The 19,934-nt window shown below is 41.2% G+C and carries 19 protein-coding genes, 1 riboswitch and 1 other annotated feature; of the genes, 13 read left to right on the top strand and 6 right to left on the bottom strand.

What is annotated here, in order from left to right; translation table 11 throughout:
• Positions 1-11: 11 nt before the first annotated feature.
• Positions 12-1,598: a phosphoenolpyruvate carboxykinase (ATP) gene (pckA, locus tag C6348_RS09250; protein WP_012010978.1), complete on the bottom strand. Its 1,587-nt coding sequence runs from the start codon at positions 1,596-1,598 to the stop codon at positions 12-14.
• 228 nt (positions 1,599-1,826) lie between these two features.
• Positions 1,827-1,961: riboswitch (SAM riboswitch) on the top strand.
• Between the two features lie 195 nt (positions 1,962-2,156).
• On the opposite strand from pckA, the gene metK reads away from it, so the two are divergent.
• Both metK and asnB read left to right on the top strand, forming a co-directional pair.
• Positions 2,157-3,359, top strand: coding sequence for a methionine adenosyltransferase (gene metK, locus C6348_RS09245; RefSeq protein WP_066030513.1), 1,203 nt, complete (start codon positions 2,157-2,159; stop codon positions 3,357-3,359).
• A gap of 148 nt (positions 3,360-3,507) precedes the next feature.
• A complete protein-coding gene (gene asnB / locus C6348_RS09240; RefSeq protein WP_106042728.1) occupies positions 3,508-5,406 on the top strand; it encodes an asparagine synthase (glutamine-hydrolyzing) in 1,899 nt (632 codons plus the stop codon).
• 142 nt (positions 5,407-5,548) lie between these two features.
• Here asnB and C6348_RS09235 read toward each other — a convergent pair whose 3' ends face one another.
• A complete protein-coding gene (locus tag C6348_RS09235; protein ID WP_106031925.1) occupies positions 5,549-6,064 on the bottom strand; it encodes a gamma carbonic anhydrase in 516 nt (171 codons plus the stop codon).
• A 45-nt stretch (positions 6,065-6,109) separates the two neighbouring features.
• Here C6348_RS09235 and C6348_RS09230 point away from each other — a divergent pair, with 45 nt between their 5' ends.
• Together C6348_RS09230 and C6348_RS09225 are read left to right on the top strand one after the other, a co-directional pair.
• Positions 6,110-6,889, top strand: a complete 780-nt coding sequence (locus tag C6348_RS09230; RefSeq protein ID WP_034665364.1) for an alpha/beta hydrolase — start codon at positions 6,110-6,112, stop codon at positions 6,887-6,889.
• A gap of 30 nt (positions 6,890-6,919) precedes the next feature.
• On the top strand, positions 6,920-7,999 hold the full coding sequence (locus C6348_RS09225) for a tetraprenyl-beta-curcumene synthase family protein (protein ID WP_060597057.1): 1,080 nt from the start codon (positions 6,920-6,922) through the stop codon (positions 7,997-7,999).
• Between the two features lie 5 nt (positions 8,000-8,004).
• Here C6348_RS09225 and mnmM read toward each other — a convergent pair whose 3' ends face one another.
• Together mnmM and mnmL are read right to left on the bottom strand one after the other, a co-directional pair.
• Positions 8,005-8,589, bottom strand: a complete 585-nt coding sequence (mnmM, locus tag C6348_RS09220) for a tRNA 5-(aminomethyl)-2-thiouridylate-methyltransferase MnmM (RefSeq protein ID WP_106042725.1) — start codon at positions 8,587-8,589, stop codon at positions 8,005-8,007.
• Complete coding sequence (mnmL, locus tag C6348_RS09215) at positions 8,586-9,551, bottom strand: tRNA modification radical SAM protein MnmL/YtqA (protein ID WP_003217704.1); 966 nt, start codon at positions 9,549-9,551, stop codon at positions 8,586-8,588. The genes mnmM and mnmL overlap by 4 nt, the downstream gene beginning before the upstream one ends.
• 152 nt (positions 9,552-9,703) lie before the next feature.
• Between mnmL and C6348_RS09210 the strand changes: the two genes are divergently transcribed.
• The 7 genes from C6348_RS09210 (at position 9,704) to C6348_RS09180 (ending at position 14,579) form a co-directional block, all read left to right on the top strand.
• Entirely contained in the window at positions 9,704-9,979 is a 276-nt protein-coding gene (locus C6348_RS09210) for a YtzC family protein (RefSeq protein WP_034665376.1), read from the top strand.
• A gap of 142 nt (positions 9,980-10,121) precedes the next feature.
• Positions 10,122-10,301, top strand: coding sequence for a hypothetical protein (locus C6348_RS09205; RefSeq protein ID WP_034665379.1), 180 nt, complete (start codon positions 10,122-10,124; stop codon positions 10,299-10,301).
• A 17-nt stretch (positions 10,302-10,318) separates the two neighbouring features.
• The gene (locus C6348_RS09200) at positions 10,319-10,711 is read left to right on the top strand and encodes a GntR family transcriptional regulator (protein ID WP_034665384.1); all 393 of its coding nucleotides are present in this window, start codon (positions 10,319-10,321) and stop codon (positions 10,709-10,711) included.
• A complete protein-coding gene (locus tag C6348_RS09195; protein WP_106042723.1) occupies positions 10,704-11,582 on the top strand; it encodes an ATP-binding cassette domain-containing protein in 879 nt (292 codons plus the stop codon). The genes C6348_RS09200 and C6348_RS09195 overlap by 8 nt, the downstream gene beginning before the upstream one ends.
• Positions 11,576-12,559: an ABC-2 transporter permease gene (locus C6348_RS09190; protein WP_106042721.1), complete on the top strand. Its 984-nt coding sequence runs from the start codon at positions 11,576-11,578 to the stop codon at positions 12,557-12,559. Before C6348_RS09195 ends, C6348_RS09190 begins: the two co-directional genes overlap by 7 nt.
• Positions 12,560-12,580: 21 nt before the next feature.
• Entirely contained in the window at positions 12,581-13,279 is a 699-nt protein-coding gene (locus tag C6348_RS09185; RefSeq protein ID WP_106042719.1) for an ABC transporter ATP-binding protein, read from the top strand.
• Complete coding sequence (locus C6348_RS09180; protein WP_106042717.1) at positions 13,269-14,579, top strand: ABC transporter permease; 1,311 nt, start codon at positions 13,269-13,271, stop codon at positions 14,577-14,579. The genes C6348_RS09185 and C6348_RS09180 overlap by 11 nt, the downstream gene beginning before the upstream one ends.
• A 63-nt stretch (positions 14,580-14,642) precedes the next feature.
• On the opposite strand, the gene C6348_RS09175 is transcribed toward C6348_RS09180, so the two are convergent.
• Positions 14,643-15,344, bottom strand: a complete 702-nt coding sequence (locus C6348_RS09175) for a coiled-coil domain-containing protein (RefSeq protein ID WP_106042715.1) — start codon at positions 15,342-15,344, stop codon at positions 14,643-14,645.
• An 84-nt stretch (positions 15,345-15,428) separates the two neighbouring features.
• A complete protein-coding gene (gene ytvA / locus C6348_RS09170) occupies positions 15,429-16,232 on the bottom strand; it encodes a YtvA family blue-light photoreceptor (protein ID WP_034665400.1) in 804 nt (267 codons plus the stop codon).
• Between the two features lie 426 nt (positions 16,233-16,658).
• Between ytvA and C6348_RS09165 the strand changes: the two genes are divergently transcribed.
• Positions 16,659-16,988: a DUF4257 domain-containing protein gene (locus tag C6348_RS09165; protein WP_223249904.1), complete on the top strand. Its 330-nt coding sequence runs from the start codon at positions 16,659-16,661 to the stop codon at positions 16,986-16,988.
• Positions 16,989-17,091: 103 nt separating this feature from the next.
• Positions 17,092-17,313 (top strand) — a binding site (T-box leader).
• Positions 17,314-17,410: 97 nt separating this feature from the next.
• Positions 17,411-19,825, top strand: a complete 2,415-nt coding sequence (gene leuS, locus C6348_RS09160) for a leucine--tRNA ligase (RefSeq protein WP_106042713.1) — start codon at positions 17,411-17,413, stop codon at positions 19,823-19,825.
• Positions 19,826-19,934 lie beyond the last annotated feature (109 nt).

The raw sequence follows: 19,934 nt of genomic DNA, 5'->3' as shown, positions 1-19,934 counted from the left end.
TTGTCATTTGATTATACGAGTGGTCCGCCTTTGGCTTCAATGTCACTTGCTGCGTGGCTGAATTTTTGGAAGTTCTTTTTAAATTCATTGGCAAGGAAGTGTGCTTTTTCTTGATAAGCCTCTTGGTCATCCCATGTTTTAGAAGGTTGAAGCACTTCATCTGGTACGCCAGGAATATGAAGCGGGATGTGTAATCCAAAGATGTCGTCAGTGATCATTTCGGCGTTGTCGAGATCGCCTTCGATCGCTGCTTGCACCATTGCTCTTGTATGCGCTAGGTTCATGCGTTTGCCTGTACCATAGCCTCCGCCAGTCCAGCCTGTATTCACAAGGAATACTTTTGCGCCGTGCTCATCAATTTTCTTGCCAAGCATTTCAGCATAGACGTGAGCTGGAAGCGGCAAGAACGGTGAACCGAAGCAAGTAGAGAATGTCGTTTCTGGTGATGTGACACCGCGTTCAGTTCCTGCTAATTTACTTGTGTAACCGCTCAAGAAATGGTACATCGCCTGTTCTTTTGTTAAACGGCTGATTGGAGGTAAAACGCCAAATGCATCAGCTGTTAAGAAGACAATGGCAGATGGGTGTCCTGCGATACTTGGCTTCACGATGTTATCAATCATTTCGATTGGGTAAGCAGCGCGTGTGTTTTCAGTGAAGAATGTGTCATCATAATCCGCTTCACGTGTTTCTTCATCAAGCACAACATTTTCAAGAACTGATCCGAAGCTGATGGCTTTGTAGATTTGCGGTTCTTTTTCTTCGCTTAAGTTCACACATTTCGCATAGCATCCGCCCTCAATATTGAAGACTCCTGAGCCAGACCAGCCGTGTTCATCGTCACCGATCAGCTTGCGGCTTGCACTTGCAGAAAGCGTCGTTTTCCCAGTACCTGAAAGGCCGAAGAATAATGCGACATCGCCTTCTTGACCGACGTTTGCTGAGCAGTGCATGGATAAAATATCTTGCTCAGGAAGCAGGTAATTCATGACAGAGAAAATGGACTTTTTCATCTCTCCTGCATATTCTGTACCACCGATCAGAATGGTGCGTTTTTCAAAAGAAACGATAATAAACGTTTCAGAGTTTGTGCCATCTGTTTCAGGATCTGCTTTAAAATGCGGTGCAGATAAGATGGTGAATGGTTTTTCGTTTGAAGAAGGTGTTGATCCGTCAGGTCTGATGAATAGCTGCTTTGCAAAGAGATTGTGCCATGCAAATTCGTTTACCACTGTAATTGGCATACGGTATCTTTCATCAGCGCCGGCAAATCCTTCAAAGACGAAAAGTTCATCACGTTCTTTTAAGTATGACACAACCTTTGTATATAAACGGTCAAATGCTTCTTTAGAGATCGGCTGGTTGACTTGACCCCAATCAATTTTATGTTCAGAGCTTTCTTCTTTGACGATAAATTTATCTTTAGGTGAACGTCCTGTGTAGGCACCAGTTGTAGCGCGGACCGCTCCTGTTGATGTTAAAACGCCTTCATCACGTGCCAAAATCTTTTCAACAAGTTTCGGAACAGATAAATTTTGGTGCGTATTTTCTAATGAGAGCAATGACTGCAAATCTTCTTTTAAATCCACTGAGTTCATAAAAAAAACCCTTCCTTTACCGTTGAATTTGTTTGTTTTGATTAGTATAACACATTCATAATAATAGTCTATACTATTTAAATGTTTTTGTGTGTGTTTTTTCATTTCTGCTATGAAAATATGCTTTTTGGTGATGCTAAGTGTGAGGTGAAAAAAGAGGGGAGATAATTCTGATGAAGCATTGACATGATGCAAGGGTTTGAGATAAGATATCTTATTGAACGGATACTCTTATCCCGAGTTGGTGGAGGGACAGGCCCGATGAAGCCCAGCAACCGGTTTCTTATGAAAAAGGCATGAATATGCTGAGAAACCAAGGTGCTAACCTGATGCAAGGTACAAGAACACCTTGAGCGATAAGAGTGAAAGGCATGCGATCTCAGACCCTTTCCTCGCAATGAAGGAAATGGTTTTTTTATTTTTGGGATATCATATGAACAAATTGCCAATAACATCTCTAATAGAAACGTTTTCAAATATAAGAGGGAACGAGTTCCGTATCATATTGGAGGCCTCATCTTGGGATGATGTGGTCTTGTACAGGAGGAAATAGCCATTATGAGTCAAAATCGTCGTTTATTTACTTCAGAATCAGTAACAGAAGGACATCCGGATAAAATCTGTGATCAAATTTCAGACAGCATTTTGGATGAAATTTTAAAGAAAGATCCAAATGCACGTGTTGCCTGTGAAACTTCTGTTACAACGGGTCTCGTATTAGTAAGCGGAGAAATTACAACGTCTACTTATGTCGATATTCCAAAGACGGTGCGTGACACGATTAAGGAAATTGGCTACACACGAGCGAAATATGGTTTTGATGCGGAAACATGTGCAGTGCTCACATCCATTGATGAACAGTCTGCTGATATTGCGCAAGGTGTAGACAAAGCGCTTGAAGCACGTGAAGGAACAATGACTGAAGAAGAACTTGATGCGATCGGTGCAGGTGACCAAGGATTGATGTTTGGTTTTGCCAACAACGAAACCGAAGAGCTTATGCCGCTGCCGATTTCACTAGCGCATAAATTATCTCTCCGTTTAACAGAAGTACGCAAGGATCAAACACTTGCCTATCTTCGTCCAGACGGAAAAACACAAGTAACAGTAGAATATGATGAGCAAAATAAACCTGTTCGTATTGACACAGTGGTTATTTCTACGCAGCATGCACCAGAAGTGACGCTTGAACAAATTCAAAGCGACTTAAAAGAGCATGTCATCCGCCCTGTGGTTCCAAGCGAACTCATTGACGAAGAGACAAAATACTTTATTAACCCAACAGGCCGTTTCGTCATCGGCGGACCTCAAGGAGATGCTGGTTTAACTGGACGTAAAATCATCGTTGATACGTATGGCGGGTACGCTCGTCATGGCGGCGGTGCTTTCTCTGGGAAGGACGCAACAAAGGTTGACCGTTCTGCGGCATACGCTGCTCGTTACGTAGCGAAAAACATTGTAGCTGCCGGTCTTGCAGATTCTTGTGAAGTACAACTTGCTTATGCAATTGGTGTTGCGCAGCCTGTATCGATTTCAATTGATACATTCGGAACAGGAAAAGCTTCTGAAGAAAAATTAATTGAAGTGGTTCGTGCGAACTTTGATCTTCGTCCAGCTGGCATTATTAAAATGCTTGACCTGCGTCGTCCGATCTATAAACAAACAGCTGCATACGGACATTTCGGCCGTCATGATTTAGATCTTCCGTGGGAAAAAACGGATAAAGCCGATACACTTCGTAAAGAAGCATTAGGACAATAACAACATAGAAAACCGCTTATTTTAAGCGGTTTTCCTTTTGATTAAAAAAAATTCTACAAAAAGTGAAAAAATGTGAAACAAAATCGGACAAAATACTGTCTAATTATAGGTCTACTTTTAAGAAATAACATAACGTGGAGGCAATAATATGTGTGGGTTTGTTGGTGTATTTAATCACCGTCCATTGTCCGAAACTACTGAGCAGGAAGAGTTAATTAAACAAATGAATCGTCTCATCGTTCACCGTGGTCCCGATGATGAGGGTTACTTTCATGACGAGCATGTAGGATTTGGATTTAGACGTTTAAGTATTATAGATGTTGAGCACGGAAAGCAGCCGCTTTCTTATGAAGATGAAAAGTATTGGATTATTTTCAACGGAGAAATTTATAACTATGTGGAGCTGAAGGAAGAGCTTGTGAAAAAGGGCTATACGTTCAGCACAGATTCTGATACGGAAGTACTGCTTGCCACATACCGTCATTATAAAGAAGAGGCGGCTTCTAAACTTCGCGGCATGTTTGCATTTTTAATTTGGGATAAAGAAGCGCAGCAATTATATGGCGCGAGAGATCCTTTTGGCATCAAACCGCTTTATTTTACACAAATGGATGAGCAAGTGTACTTTGCGTCTGAACGCAAAAGCTTGATGGCTGTGAACGAGAACATTTTATTTGATGAGACTTCATTGCAGCAGTACATGTCGTTCCAGTTCGTTCCTGAGCCAAATACACTTGATCAAAAGGTGCACAAAGTTGAGCCTGGTCATCAGTTTATTTTACGCCCAGGACAGGAGATCGAATTTAAGACATACTGGAAGGTTCAATTCAAGCCTGAACAAACACAAGAACAGAAATTAATAGAAGAAGTACGCGATGCAATCTATGATTCTGTGAAAGTTCACATGAGAAGTGATGTACCTGTTGGTTCATTCCTATCAGGTGGTATTGATTCTTCCTTCATCGTGTCTGTCGCAAAGGAATTACACCCTGAGCTGAAGACATTCTCTGTTGGCTTCCAGCAGGATGGCTTTAGTGAAGTCGATGTCGCGAAGGAAACAGCTGATAAGCTAGGCTTACAAAACTTCAGTGCCGTTATTTCTCCAGAGGAATATATGAACGAGCTTCCGAAGATTGTCTGGCATTTAGACGATCCTTTAGCTGATCCGGCGGCGATTCCATTGTATTTTGTGGCAAAAGAAGCGAAGAAACAAGTGACGGTTGTTCTTTCAGGTGAGGGAGCGGACGAGCTGTTCGGCGGATATAATATTTACCGTGAGCCTCTTTCTCTTAAACCATTTGAATCTGTACCATCTATGCTGAAAAAGCTTCTTCTTCGTCTGGCGCGATTAATGCCAGAAGGAATGAAAGGGAAGAGCTTTATCGTTCGCGGCTGTACGCCATTAGAGGAACGTTATATCGGTAATGCGAAAATCTTTGAAGAGCCAGTGAAGAAAAACCTCTTAAAACATTATGATCCAAGCATCACGTATCGTGACGTAACGAAGACATACTTCGAGGAAAGCGCAGGCTATAGTGATATTAACAAAATGCAATATGTTGATATTCATACGTGGATGCGCGGAGACATCTTACTGAAAGCAGACAAGATGACGATGGCGAATTCTCTTGAGCTTCGTGTTCCATTCCTTGATAAGGTCGTTTTTGAAGCGGCTTCTAAAATTCCAGAAGAGCTGAAAACAAAAGATGGCACAACGAAATATTTATTGCGTAAAGCAGCAGAAGGCATTGTGCCTGACCATGTGTTAAACCGTAAAAAGCTTGGTTTCCCTGTGCCAATTCGTCATTGGCTGAAAAATGAGATGAATGCTTGGGCGAAAGACATCATCAAAAACAGTCAAACAGATGAATACATTAACAAGCAATATGTGCTTGATTTATTAAATGAGCATTGTGCTGGCAAAGCAGATCATAGCCGTAAGATTTGGACCGTCCTCATCTTTATGATCTGGCACAGCATTTATGTGGAGCGCAGCATTGATCCAGAGCAGTTGAATCATCAACCGAAAGAAGTCATCTTTAGTTAATGAAAAAAGGTTTTCAGCTTTGTGCTGAAAACCTTTTTTGTCATGATAGAAAGCAGTGGAAAAGGGTAAAATAACAAGCGGTTCATAGTTATTGCTTAATATCCTGAAAAAAACATGATAAAGTGAAGATACACGTATGATGTTAACGGGATAAAAGGGAACGATAGTATTGTCCTTTTTCTACATATTCTCTACGGATTCTGTCCATGTCTTGGATATCTTCATCTGTTAACTGACGGACGACCTTGGCTGGACGGCCAAAAGCGAGTGATCCTTTTGGAATAACCTTTCCTTGAGGGACAAGACTACCTGCACCGATAAAGGCACCTTCGCCAATTTCTGCACCATCGAGAATGATGGACCCCATACCAATGAGGGCATTTTTTCGAATGATTGAGCTATGTAATGTGACTTGGTGTCCAATGGTAGCACCATCTTCTATAAGAAGTGTTTTTCCAGGACTTTGATGCAGACAGGATAAATCTTGAATATTGACGTTTTTTCCAATTCTCACAGGAGCGACATCGCCTCTGATGACGGTTTGAAACCACACGCTCGAATATTCTCCAATCGTGACATCACCAGTAATGGTGACGTTATCTGCGACAAAGACCGATTCATGAATCTCAGGTGTAAACTGATGATATGGATAAATCACTTTTTCGACTTCCTTTCTTAATACAACATTTGTGAGGTGTTTACTTTGTGGACTTGGCATGCTGAAAGACCAGTTGGTACAATTGTAATTGTACATGGTGCGAGTGAATATCACGGCCGATATAAATGGCTGATCGAAATGTGGCGAAATGCAGGCTATCACGTCGTTATGGGTGACCTCCCTGGGCAAGGGACATCGACACGTGCGCGCGGCCACATTCGCTCGTTTCAGGAATACATTGATACAATAGATGAATGGATCGAACATGCGAAATCATTCAGGCTTCCTACTTTTTTACTTGGACACAGTATGGGTGGACTCATTTCAATTGAGTGGATCAAGCAGTATACCCATACGAAGATTGATGGCCTTATTTTATCATCACCTTGTTTAGGTCTGCAATTTAAACCGAAGAAGCTAATGGATTTTGCATCAAAAGGTCTAAATGTGCTGGCACCGTCCTTTAAAGTCGAGTCAGGGCTGTCGATTGAACTAGCCACACGGAATCAGGCTGTGATTGAGGCAGACTCAAATGATTCTCTTTACGTAACAAAGGTGTCGGTTCGCTGGTACCGAGAGCTGATCAAAAATATTGATGCGGCCATGCAGCCAACGAATGTCTTTAAATCGATTCCGCTCCTTTTAATGCAGGCGGGCGATGATAAGATCGTGGATAAAACGAGGGTGATCAAATGGTTCAATGGCATTGAATCAACCAATAAATCATACCGTGAATGGGAAGAACTGTATCACGAAATTTTTAATGAACCGGAAAGAGAAGATGTGTTTAAGGCAGCAAGAGCCTTTACAGATCAATATATTTGATGGTGAGCTTTAAGTTGGGGGTGGATTGATTTGTCAGTACCAGAGCGTCCTTTTGCACTGATGACAAAGGTGTATAAAGATATTTTTCCGCTTGTTCATCAGGAGCTGAAAAAGTGGCGGGCTCATGCAGAAATGATTGAAAATGAAGAACTGCGAACGCAGGCACTAGCGAGCATATCTAGTAAAACCTTTCACTGTGAAGGCGGAGGCATTTTATCTCTTCTAGCAGGTGAGGCGAAAGAAACGTGTATTGAATTCATTGTGGCGTATCAAACCATCAGTGATTACTTAGATAACCTATGTGACCGCAGCACGTCGCTGGATCCAAAAGATTTTCATATGCTGCATCAAGCGATGAGAGATGCGCTTGATATTCATGCTGAGCTCAAGCCGTACTATCAATTCCGTGATGATCAAGAGGATCATGGGTATTTACATGCGCTTGTCCGCACATGCCAAGACGTGCTTACGCGCCTTGAGCATTATCCAATCATTCAGCCATATTTACACACGCTTTGTGATTACTACAGTGATTTGCAAGTACATAAACACGTCGTTCCTCATGAGCGGGTCCCGCGGCTAGAATCGTGGTTTCGCCAGTATGAAAAGGATTTGCCTAAGATGGAATGGTATGAATTTTCAGCTTGTGCAGGATCAACGTTAGGGATTTTCTGTCTTGTGGCGTATGCGCTGCAGCCGGATTTTACAGAAAAGCAGGCGAAGCAAATATACGAAAGCTATTTCCCTTATATCCAAGGTCTGCACATTTTACTTGATTATTTAATTGACCAAGAAGAAGACCGGCTTGGGGGAGATCTGAACTTTTGCTCCTACTATGCCTCTCATCATGAGATGATGGATAGACTTCAGCATTTTATTGAAAAAGCGGATGAGCAGCTGAAAGGCATTCCGCACGAAAACTTTCACAAATTGATTAACAGAGGGTTACTGGCAGTCTATTTGTCCGATGAAAAAGTGACAGCCCAAAAAGAGATGAATAAGCTGGCAAAACGGCTGATCAAATCAAGCGGGAAAACATCATTCTTTTTCTATATCAACGGAAGAGCCTATCGGACCTATCAGAAAATGCCTTGGATGAAATCCTCATAAAAAGCTCAAATCCTAATGGATTTGAGCTTTTTTTCAATGGCGACCACAAAAGGCGGGTCGTTTTGAATATTCATGTATTGATATGATAAAACTTGTACCTCTTCATGAGGAAGTGATCTGCAATAGTCGAGAAGTACTTCTTTTTCTCTTTTTCCTTCGGAGTGTCCATGGTAAATCACAAGGACGATCAGACCTCCGGGTTTAAGCCAGTCGAGGAGCTGCTCAATGGCTTCAATGGTTGTATGGGCCTGAGTAGTGACGGCTTTATCGCCTCCGGGCAGGTACCCAAGGTTAAACACCGCACCAGAGATATGCCCATAAACATCTCTTGGCAAGTGTTGAGCCAGTTTTTCATGACCATCGTGAATCAGATGAACAGAAGGATATCCCTCGCCAAGCCTTTTGCGCGTCTGTTGTATGGCTTCTTCTTGTACGTCGAATGCGAAAACTTGTCCATCATGACCTACAAGATCAGCTAAATAGAGTGTATCATGGCCATTTCCCATCGTTGCATCAATGACGACATCGCCTTTTTGACAAGCCCGTTCTAACAGCTCTTTACTAAAAGGGAGCATGCGTTTCAAAATCATTTGGCTGCTTCTTCCAATCTGACGAAACGTTTGCCTTGGTAGCTGTTACGTCTTTCGAGCTCAGCATTAATGGCATTTAGTACTTCCCACTTGTTTACACTCCACATCGGACCAACCATTAATTCAATTGGGCCATCCCCTGTAATGCGGTGAATAATCATTTCTGGCGGCAGGATCTCCAGTTGATCACAAACAAGCTGAACATATTCTTCCTGGCTTAGAAACTCCAATTTGCCTTTTTCGTATTGCTTGACCATTGGGGTTCCTTTTAAAAGGTGAAGTAAATGAATTTTAATTCCTTGCACATCTAAATCTGCGACAGCTTTTGCTGTTTCCATCATCATGTCCCGGTTTTCTAGAGGCAGTCCGTTGATGATATGCGAGCAGACACGAATTCCGTGTTTTCGCAGTTTTTCTACACCTTCTACGTAGCATTCATAATCATGGGCACGGTTAATGAGCATCGCTGTACGTTCATGAACCGTTTGAAGACCAAGCTCTACCCAGAGATAAGTGCGCTCATTTAATTCGGCTAAATACTCCACCACGTCATCTGGCAGGCAGTCAGGTCTTGTCGCAATAGATAAACCAACCACTCCATCCAGATTCATGACGGTTTCAAATTTTTCTTTTAGAACAGGAAGCGGGGCGTGTGTGTTTGTATACGCTTGAAAATACGCCATATATTTTCCGTCTTTCCATTTTGTGTGCATCCGGTCTTTGATTTCGTTAAATTGAGTGATGAGATCATCAGCCCGGTTTCCTGCAAAATCACCAGACCCAGCTGCACTGCAAAATGTACAGCCTCCGTGGGCTACAGTACCATCACGGTTTGGGCAGTCAAAGCCGCCGTCTAAGGCCACTTTAAATACTTTATGACCAAAGTGCTCTCGCAAATGATAGTTCCATGTGTGATAGCGTTTTTCGCTGTTTGAATATAAAAAAGGGTTATGCTGATCCAAGTCAGTAACCTCCTTGCGTAATAATAGGCATCCTTAAAGTTTAACAAAAATCATGAAGGAGGACAATTGAATCTGTCCAACATTTTCTTTAGTGAAAAAGCTTTACGTGGGCAAAATAGGCGGGAGCAATGATGAAATGGAGGGAATGCAAGATGGCAACAAGGCAGTCGATCGATGAATTTATCCAAAAAAGTACTGAAACCCTTGAGTTTGCAAATGAGCAATTTGATTTGAACTTACGCCAAGAGCATTATAATGAGGACGAATTTTCTAAGGCGCAGCTTATGCTTGAAGATGCGGTGAACGAATTAGAAAAATTAAAAGATGTCGCCAATGACCAGCAAAGAGAGCGATTAGACAGGGCGCGTGTTCAAATTCAAAGCTTGCAAAATCAAATGATTTTAGGTATTTCTTACGACAACGAATGATGAACAGATCCTTTTTTTAAGGATCTGTTTTTTATTTTTTAAAAGGCTATTGACTTTTTGGCTGAGTGTCTTTATTGTGTTAAGTGTACTACAACAACTAATACACTAAAGACACTTAAAAAGTGAAGAAAGGTGTTCAACCATGAAAAAAGAAAAAAAACCAATCAATTTGAAGTGGATGGTGCTGGCTGTTGCGTTAGCATGTACATTTTTTTTCGTTCTCGTTTTCATTGGTTTTGAAGTTCAAAAAGATTTGATACCTAATTCAATCCCTTTAATGCAAGGGCATGAACAAGCGATAGGACTGCAAAAGCATGAATGAGGAAAGAGGGAGCCATCATGATTCAAATAGATCCACGAAGCGCTGCGCCATTATATGAACAAATCATTGAGCAACTCAAAATTTTATGTCTAAAAGGTGTAATGAAACCTGGTGACAAACTGCCCTCTGTCAGAGAGCTCGCCACCATTATCATCGCCAACCCAAACACCGTCAGTAAAGCATATAAAGAGCTTGAGCGGGAAGGGATTATTGAAACACTAAGAGGCCGCGGTACGTATGTAACAGAAGGGGCTCAGTTAAAGCTGAATGAAGGGAAGGTGTTGGAGATGAAGGAGCAATTAAAACAACTCATTATAGAAGCTCATTATGCCGGTATTGATATTCAACAACTGAAGGAATGGATAGAAGAGATCGGCTCAAGTCTTGAGGGAGGAAAACAAGTTGATTGAGGTTAGAAATGTATCAAAGACATTAAATGGACGTGAAGTACTCAGTAACGTTTCCTTCAAAATAGGCGAAGGTGAGATCTTCGGTCTGCTTGGCAGGAATGGCTCAGGAAAAACAACACTTCTCCGCTTGATTCAGCAAATTCTTCTTCCAGATGAAGGAGAGATTTATTTTAAAGACGTGCTTGTGAAAGACCACCCGTTAGTGAAGCAAAATATTGTGTATATGCCAGTCGTAAATCCCTACTTTGACAGATACAATTACGGACAGCTTGTCCAGCTGTTAAAGCATATTTATCCGAAGTTTGACGTGACATATGCCAATGAGCTTGTGAACCGCTATGAAATTCCGGAAAAAGTGAAATATCGTGAACTATCGACAGGGTTAAAAAAACAGCTGTCATTAATTTTAAGCTTTGCGATCAAGCCAGCGGTGATTTTGTTAGATGAACCGACAGATGGAATTGATGCCGTCACAAGAAATGATGTTCTTCAGCTCATGATCGACGAGGTAGCGGAACGTGAAACATCGATTCTCATTACATCGCACCGATTAGAGGATATTGAGCGTATGTGTAACCGAATCGGGTTTTTAGAAGGAAATCAGCTTACAAGTGTCATGGATCTAGATGAGTTAAAGAATGATTATGTCAAAATACAGATGGCTTTTGAAGAAGATATGAACTTGAGTATACGGAAAAATGGCGTTGCTATATTAGATCAAGCGGGCATTTTTTATACAGCGCTTGTTCTTAAAACCGATGTAGAGGCTAAAGAGTACTTGAAGTCGCTGCAGCCAAAAGTATGGAATGAACTGCCTGTGAATTTAGAAGAAGTATTCATTGCAAAGTTTGGAGGGAAACGGAGATGGTAAAGCGGCAATTATTATATAAGGAGTGGAAGCAATCAGAGCTGACATTTATTTTAGTGATGCTGGTTGCGGCGCTTGCGACGCCCTTATCCCTCCTAATGGGATATTCATCCTTTCAAACATGTTTAAAGGATCCCACATGTATTTTGGATACATCACATTTTTCCTATAGTTTTAAGAAAGATGCTTTTCTCGCTCTTTCATGGTTAATGGGAATCCTTTTTGCCATAATTCAGCTTGGCTTTGAGAGAAATAAAGGGCAAATGGATTTCACCTTAGCCTTGCCTTTTAGTAGAAGTACCATCTATCAGACAAAATTTTTCTTGGGTGCCGGGATCATTGCACTCATTCATGCATTCTCATATGCCTTAACTTACTTACTTATATTAGGCATCAAACCTGATGAGACACCTGGATTTAACAGTATGTATTTATATGCTTTGGTGTCATCCTTGATGATATATGCCCTGTTTTTTGCAGCAGGCACTTTAACAGGAAGTGCAATTGCCCAAGCAATCGTTGCATTCAGTACAGCCATTTTACCTTTTTTACTAATTGGTCTACCATTGGTTCATTTAGAATTTATATTGAGAACAAATGGGGAGTGGGTTGATCAGTGGCTTAATCATATTATCTTGGCAATTTCTCCAATCACTTATATTGCTGAATTTAATCAGTATGAATATACGATTTGGTTCAGCGGTGAAGAATTCATCGTACCAATTGTCATGATGATTTTATTTTATTTCATTGGTTTGTTTAGCTTCATCAAACATCCAATTGAACGAAGTGGCCGTTTTTTCCTTTACCCAAAAATGGATCGGCCTATTCAAATTATGGTCATTGCTTTTGGTGTTTTAGGTTTTGGCTGGGGTGGATTCTCCTCAGACAATTCCATGTTTGGTTATATCGCTGGCATGATAATCGGCGGTGCTGTAGGCGCACTAACGAGTTATTTCTTAATATATCGAAAAAGATAAACAGAGAGTAGGGGAGTAGAGATGATTCAGGTTCAAGCGTTAGATCATGTGTTTAAAATTGGTAAAAAGGGCAGAGAGAATGAGATTCCTGTGCTGAAAGGGATTGACCTATCCATCAAAAGAGGCGATATTGCTTGTATTGTGGGACGGAGTGGTTCGGGGAAATCTACCCTATTGAACTTAATTTCAGGATATATTACGCCAACGAGCGGACAAATTGTCATTGATGGAACCGATGTGACCGGTTTTAATGAAAGAGAATGGGCGGACTTCCGCTTAGATCACTTTGGCTTTATCTTTCAAAGCTTTCAATTGATCGGGAGCTTAACGACGTATGAAAATGTTGAACTTCCGCTCACTTTAAAAGGTGTGAAGCCGTCTGAACGAAAGGCGAAAGTAAAAGAAATGCTGAAGCGAGTAGGCCTCGAACATCATGCAGGGCATTACCCGAATGAGTTGTCCGGCGGGCAGCAGCAGCGTGTGAGTATTGCAAGAGCCTTGATTTTAAATCCATCTATTATTTTAGCGGATGAACCAACAGGCAGTCTAGATTCAGAAACCGAAGGAGAAATCTTAGCATTTATCCAGCAGCTCAATCGTGAAAAAGGAATCACGTTTGTCATCATTACACATGACGATGAAGTCGCTTCAATCGCAGATACAACGTTCCAGCTTCATGATGGTGTATTAAAGAAAGGGGAAAAGACCATTGAAATTTAGAGATCAGGTCAAATTCATTAGAAGAAACATGAAGAAAAATAGATTGCGTGTGTTTATGACCATTCTTGCGACGACAATGGCATGCTCTTTCTTAATCGTTCTAGCATCTGTCGGTTTTGGTTTGCAAAAATCGGCGCAAGATGAAATCATGAAACAGCAAATCATCACAGAAGTGAAAGTGTTAGGCAAGGAAAAAGGTGACGTCAAGGTTGATGATTTAAAGAAATATGATCATGTGAAATCTGTCGTCTCAAGAACAGCGATCAATCCATCGGTTAACGTCGAGCTCGATGACCGCTCAAGTGAAACGCAGGCTGCTCTGACCGATATGAAAGAGGAAAAAGAAGCAGGGCTTGAACTAGACAGAGGGAAAGTCCCAACATCAGCAAACGAAATTGTGGTTGGGTACCATATGGCAGAACAACTGTGGACAAAAAAAGAGCGCAAAGCCTATGAAAAAGAATTAAATCAAACGTCAAACGGTGAAGAAGAACCAAAAGAGCCAAAAGGCTACACGAAAGATATTTTAAATAAAGTGATTCAAATCAAGGTACCAAAACTCAACAAAGAAAATGAAGTCGTCAAAGAAAAAACATTTGATTTCCGTGTAGTAGGAGTCATGAAAAAGCCAAATTTGGAGTGGCAGCAGGATCATAAAATTCTCATTCCGAATGCGTATGAAAAGGAATTTGGTCAAATACTTGATCTATCTCCTGAAGCAGGAAATGTCGAGAAAATGACCTCTGTCTATGCAGATAAATTCGACAATGTCGGTGCACTCACGAATAAGCTGACAGATGAGGGCTACCAAGTCATCTCTGTGACGAATCAGCTCGAAGGTATGGATATGTTCTTTACTGTCTTCAAAATTGGACTCATTTTTGTCGGCTGTATCGCAGTCATTATTTCTGCAATTGGTATTTTTAATACGATGACAATGGCAGTAACAGAGCGAACACAAGAGATTGGGATTATGAAAGCCATTGGTGCGAATCCATCGATTATCAAGCGAATGTTCCTCATGGAAAGTGCTTATATTGGGGTGATTGGGTCGATCATCGGTATTATCATCTCATATATCATTAGTTTCGCCGTCAATTTAATCATTCCAGCCATTTTGTCGTCCATGTCAGAGGGAGGGTCAAGCGATCAATTCTCGATCACCTTCTCCTATATTCCGCTCAGCCTTGTGATCACAGCAACAGTGATTAGCGCAGGGGTAGCGATCCTTTCAGGGCTTAACCCAGCACGTAAAGCAACAAAAACGAATGTATTAGCAGCATTAAGAAGAGAAATCTAAAAAAAGAACCTCCTAAGACACCCGATTGGGCTGACAGGAGGTTCTTTTTTTTGTGACACATGGCTATTGCTTAGGTGCCCGGTACCCTGCACGTTCTGCCTCTTCTACGGAGCAGAACATTTTGGTTACATTTTTTGTTCTAGAGTAGTATCTGCTGCTCGGTGTGTGATAAATGCCATTGACACTTCCTTTGATGTTACAGGCTGCTGATTCTTTTTTTGTTTCCTTCTGCGATTCATGACCGCCTGTACTTTTTCCTTCATCTTTAGGAGCGGAGCGCTGAACAGTGGAAGACTTCGTATCGCTGCTGCTTTTCTTGTTCTCTTTTTTGAGTGTTTCATTGCTTGAGGCAAGCTTGTCTATTTTCTCTTCAAGCACTTGAATGGTCTTTTCTTGCTTTTTGACTGTTTCTTTTTCTGAGGTGATGGTTTCTAGCTTTTTAGCTAGTTTTTCTTTATCCTTTGTTGCGTCCTCTAAAGAGGCGGTAAGCTCCTCTTTATCAGCTTTTAAGTGCGTTATGTCAGATGTGAGCTGCTTTTGATCCTTTAACAGCTGTTCTGAAGATGGATCTGCTTGTGCCTTCGGTGCATCTGTGGCAGCAAACGGTAATGACATAATGGAAAAGACGAGACCGAAGATCAAAAAAGGATAAAATAGTTTCTTTGAAAAGATATGCTCGTTCTGGTGTTTGAGTAATAAGAAATTGACGGCATATCCTATGGCGAAACAAACACACAAAAGACCTATGATGAGTAACATCATCATCTAGAAGCCCCCCTAAATCTTTATTTACTCCTATCATACCTCATTTTTCCATTTTTAGGGGCGGTTTAACTAAAAAAGCCCTGTTTACACAGGGTTTTCAGCTAATGTTAATCCTTTGATTGCTTCCTTAACCGTCAAATATGTGATCGTATCCTGGAAATCTGTATCCAAGTCTTTCATTTTCATCGCAAGCTGCGGTTTGATCCCTGTGATGATCAGTTCGGTTCCAGTTAAACTGAGAAGATGATGCAGCTTGAAAATGCGTCCTGCAACGGAATCATCGACATCGATTAAGCCAGAAAGATCGACAATTAAATAATCATCCTTTGAATCATCTAATATACAAGTTAACTTCGCAACAATGGCATCAAAGCGTTCTTCAGATAGTTTTCCAATGAGTGGTAGAGCAGATACACCATTTTTGATTGGGACGATTGGCGTCGAAAGAGAGGTGACTTCCTGTAAGGAATCTTCTAGGAGTTGTTCATATTCTTTCTGTTTCGTAATATCCTTTTGAAAGCCAATGAAAAATGTTTTATCATCTTGTTCAATGTATAGAGGATCTATATTGAGTTCATTCCAAAAAAAAGTACCGTCTTTTTTATAATTTTTTAGCTGTGTGGTAATAGGTATTTTATTCTGTATTCCATGACGTATTAAATCAAGCTGCTCTTGATCTGTGTCTTTTCCTTGAAGGAATCGACAATTACGCCCAAGAATCTCATCTGGTTTGTATCCAGTCATGTGTGTAAAGCCATGGTTCACATAAATGATAGGGTTATCCTCTAAAGAAGGGTCTGTAATGACAACACCGATCCGCGCATGATCTAGCGCTTTTTTTATGAGTTCAAGCTGTTTTTGCAAGCCGAAGATGTTCGAGCTGACCATATTACCCTCCTTTGCTGCTACTAGCAGACATATCAAATGGCTGTCTTTTCAACCAAAGGTATTCCTTACTAAAGTAACATAACATATGTTCTGTTTCAATGATTGCAATGGCTTTGTTAAATTTGTCATCATAGTTTGTCCTCCATTAGAATATAGTAAGTAGAGAGACTTTTCTTTAGAAAAAGAAGGAATCAATTGCTCATAATTCATAAAATGACAAAAATAGTTAATATGGATTAGGCAAAAATGATTCCAATGCATCAAGATTGTTTTTGGGTCATTCACATATAATGGAAGAAACAAGCTTTTTTTCTTCGTTAGAGAGAATAGACCTTTTACATGGATTATGACGGAACAGCAGAATGGCATTACAGGGGGCTGGACAGCCTGAAGTCGCTTTACTATTCTAAGGGCTTTAGGAAGGTGATGAAAATGCTGCAACAAGTCATTATTGCTTGCGCCATTGGAGGGGTCATGGGCATTCTCGGTCACGTAAAGAAAAAAGGCAGGCTAGAGAAGCCCAGAATGACAAAAAAGTTTATTTATTTAGGGTTTATTGAAGATTGGCTCGTTGGGATGATTGCCGCTACACTGCTTGTCTTATCCTCAAATCCCGATTCTAGTCTGCACTTGGTCATCTTATCAATTATTTCAGGTTACGGAGGAGAAGCAGTTCTGCGAAGCTTTGATTTTGTAAGAGAACAGCGTTCACAGGATGCAGACTCCAACCGTCATAACCGATCTCCACACGAATAATATCCTCTACTTTACCCTGATCTAGGGTACATTCCCATTGTATACAAACCTGCTTGCACTTATGATCATAATTCTATAAAATACTACTTAGATGACGGTTACGATAAGAACAGTGAAGAGGAGTAGTAGGAAAGCAGTATTTGTCTTTAGAGAATTGACGGCTGGTGAAAGTCAATCAAATCTGCTTCTGAACTCGCCTCAGAGTTGCAGTTGCGTTAAAGCTTCTGTCGCATGTCTGCGTTAAAGATATTAAGTGAGCGTACAAACAGAAAGTGACGCTAACAAGGGTGGTACCGCGGGAACCAAAAAATCTCTCGTCCCTTTCCAGGGATGAGGGTTTTTTGTTGATTTTAGAAAAATCTGAATTCTTGCAGTGGTCATCTGAGCAGATACAGCCGTACATATTAAAGGAGGTTTTCACATTGAGTTTTCAGCATCGGGAAATTGAAAAGAAGTGGCAGGATTATTGGCTGACACATAAAACATTCGCCACATCTGACTCGGAAGATAAACCAAAGTTCTATGCGCTTGATATGTTTCCATACCCATCAGGAGCAGGGCTTCATGTCGGGCACCCTGAGGGCTACACAGCAACGGATATTTTATCACGCATGAAACGTATGCAGGGATATGATGTTCTTCATCCAATGGGATGGGACGCATTTGGTCTTCCAGCAGAACAGTATGCACTAGATACAGGGAATGATCCAGCGGTCTTTACAGAAGAGAACATCAATAACTTCCGCCGCCAAATTCAATCACTAGGATTCTCATATGATTGGGATCGAGAAATCAACACGACTGATCCGAATTATTATAAATGGACACAATGGATTTTCTTGAAATTGTACGAAAAGGGATTGGCGTATATCGATGAAGTACCAGTGAACTGGTGCCCGGCGCTTGGTACAGTTCTTGCAAATGAAGAAGTCATTGATGGAAAAAGTGAACGCGGAGGGCATCCAGTTGAAAGACGTCCGATGAAGCAATGGATGCTGAAGATTACGGCATATGCGGACAGGCTGTTAGAAGATTTAGAAGACATTGATTGGCCTGAAAGCATCAAAGATATGCAGCGTAACTGGATCGGACGTTCAGAAGGTGCACACGTTCATTTCGAAGTAGAAGGACATGACGAACAGTTTACTGTTTTCACAACGCGTCCGGATACATTATTTGGTGCAACATATGCGGTACTTGCACCAGAACATGCACTTGTTGAAAAAATTACAACAGCTGCTCAAAAAGAAGCAGTCGAAGCATATATCAAAGAAATTCAATCAAAGAGCGACTTAGAGCGGACAGATCTTGCAAAAACGAAGACGGGTATTTTCACAGGCGCTTATGCCATCAATCCATTAAATGGTGAAAAGATGCCGATCTGGATTGCAGATTACGTGCTGGCTACTTATGGAACAGGCGCGATTATGGCGGTACCTGCCCATGATGAGCGTGACTATGAATTCGCCAAAACATTTGATCTTCCAATCAAGGAAGTTGTAGAAGGCGGAGACATTGAAAAAGAAGCTTACACAGGTGATGGAAAACACATTAACTCTGATTTCCTCAATGGATTAGGAAAAGAAGAAGCGATTGAAAAAACCATTGCATGGCTTGAAGAACATCAAAAAGGCGAAAAGAAAGTCACATATCGTTTAAGAGACTGGCTATTTAGCCGCCAGCGTTACTGGGGTGAGCCAATTCCAATTATTCATTGGGAGGACGGAACTTCTTCAGCCGTTTCAGAGGAAGAGCTTCCACTGATTTTGCCTAAAACCACTGAGATTAAGCCAAGTGGTACAGGTGAATCACCTTTAGCCAATATCAAAGAGTGGGTTGAGGTTGTAGATCCTGTAACAGGTAAAAAAGGACGCCGTGAAACCAATACAATGCCGCAATGGGCAGGCAGCTGCTGGTATTTCTTACGTTATATTGACCCGCATAACTCAGAAAAGCTTGCATCTCCTGAGAAGCTAAAGAAATGGCTTCCTGTTGATGTATATATCGGCGGAGCAGAACATGCTGTACTGCATCTTCTATATGCGCGCTTCTGGCATAAGTTCTTGTATGATATCGGTGTTGTTCCTACAAAAGAACCTTTCATGAAATTGTTCAACCAAGGAATGATTCTTGGAGAAAATAATGAAAAAATGAGTAAATCAAAAGGGAACGTTGTCAATCCAGATGATATCGTAGAATCTCATGGTGCGGATACATTACGACTTTATGAAATGTTCATGGGACCTTTAGATGCATCAATCGCTTGGTCTGAAACAGGACTTGATGGTGCTCGCCGTTTCCTTGATCGTGTATGGCGTCTATTCACAAATGAAGATGGCACAATCAGTGATAAAGTGACGGAGCAAACTGGAGGCGCATTAGAACGCAGCTATCATGAAACCGTGATGAAGGTAACGGACCATTATGAAGGCCTGCGCTTCAATACAGGGATCTCACAATTAATGGTGTTTATCAATGATGCCTACAAGGCTGATACACTGCCGAAAGAATATGCAGAAGGCTTTGTGAAACTTCTTTCTCCAATTGCACCGCATTTAGCGGAAGAGCTTTGGAATAAACTTGGTCATGAAGGGTCTATTTCTTATGAAGCATGGCCGCAATATGACGAGTCAAAGCTTGTCGACGATGAAGTAGAAATTGTCGTACAGTTGAATGGAAAAGTGAAAGCAAAATTAACCGTTCCTGCTGATGCAACAAAAGAACAGTTAGAAGAGCTTGCGAAAAATGATGCACGCGTAAAAGAACAGCTTGAAGGGAAAACCATTCGCAAAGTGATTGCGGTTCCTGGGAAGCTTGTCAATATTGTTGCGAACTAATGATGACACCCATCGGTATGAACCGGTGGGTGTTCTTTATTTCCCGGGACATAATTTTGTCGAAAACAAGGTGATTACTTCATCGACCTCGTATTTTAACAGGTGATCA

Source organism: Bacillus sp. YBWC18, from assembly GCF_002998775.1.
Classification (GTDB): domain Bacteria; phylum Bacillota; class Bacilli; order Bacillales; family Bacillaceae; genus Bacillus.
This window is presented reverse-complemented; position numbering and strand designations above follow the sequence as displayed.

Excerpts from the sequence above, each read along its gene's own strand:
- ytvA (WP_034665400.1), bottom strand. The coding sequence starts at position 16,232 with ATGGTCAGCTCGAACATCTTCGGCTTGCAAAAACAGCTTGAACTCATA.
- C6348_RS09165 (WP_223249904.1), top strand. The coding sequence starts at position 16,659 with ATGAAAATGCTGCAACAAGTCATTATTGCTTGCGCCATTGGAGGGGTC.
- C6348_RS09185 (WP_106042719.1), top strand. The coding sequence starts at position 12,581 with ATGATTCAGGTTCAAGCGTTAGATCATGTGTTTAAAATTGGTAAAAAG.
- pckA (WP_012010978.1), bottom strand. The coding sequence starts at position 1,598 with ATGAACTCAGTGGATTTAAAAGAAGATTTGCAGTCATTGCTCTCATTA.
- C6348_RS09210 (WP_034665376.1), top strand. The coding sequence starts at position 9,704 with ATGGCAACAAGGCAGTCGATCGATGAATTTATCCAAAAAAGTACTGAA.
- C6348_RS09190 (WP_106042721.1), top strand. The coding sequence starts at position 11,576 with ATGGTAAAGCGGCAATTATTATATAAGGAGTGGAAGCAATCAGAGCTG.
- asnB (WP_106042728.1), top strand. The coding sequence starts at position 3,508 with ATGTGTGGGTTTGTTGGTGTATTTAATCACCGTCCATTGTCCGAAACT.
- C6348_RS09205 (WP_034665379.1), top strand. The coding sequence starts at position 10,122 with ATGAAAAAAGAAAAAAAACCAATCAATTTGAAGTGGATGGTGCTGGCT.
- mnmM (WP_106042725.1), bottom strand. The coding sequence starts at position 8,589 with ATGATTTTGAAACGCATGCTCCCTTTTAGTAAAGAGCTGTTAGAACGG.
- C6348_RS09200 (WP_034665384.1), top strand. The coding sequence starts at position 10,319 with ATGATTCAAATAGATCCACGAAGCGCTGCGCCATTATATGAACAAATC.
- metK (WP_066030513.1), top strand. The coding sequence starts at position 2,157 with ATGAGTCAAAATCGTCGTTTATTTACTTCAGAATCAGTAACAGAAGGA.
- C6348_RS09175 (WP_106042715.1), bottom strand. The coding sequence starts at position 15,344 with ATGATGATGTTACTCATCATAGGTCTTTTGTGTGTTTGTTTCGCCATA.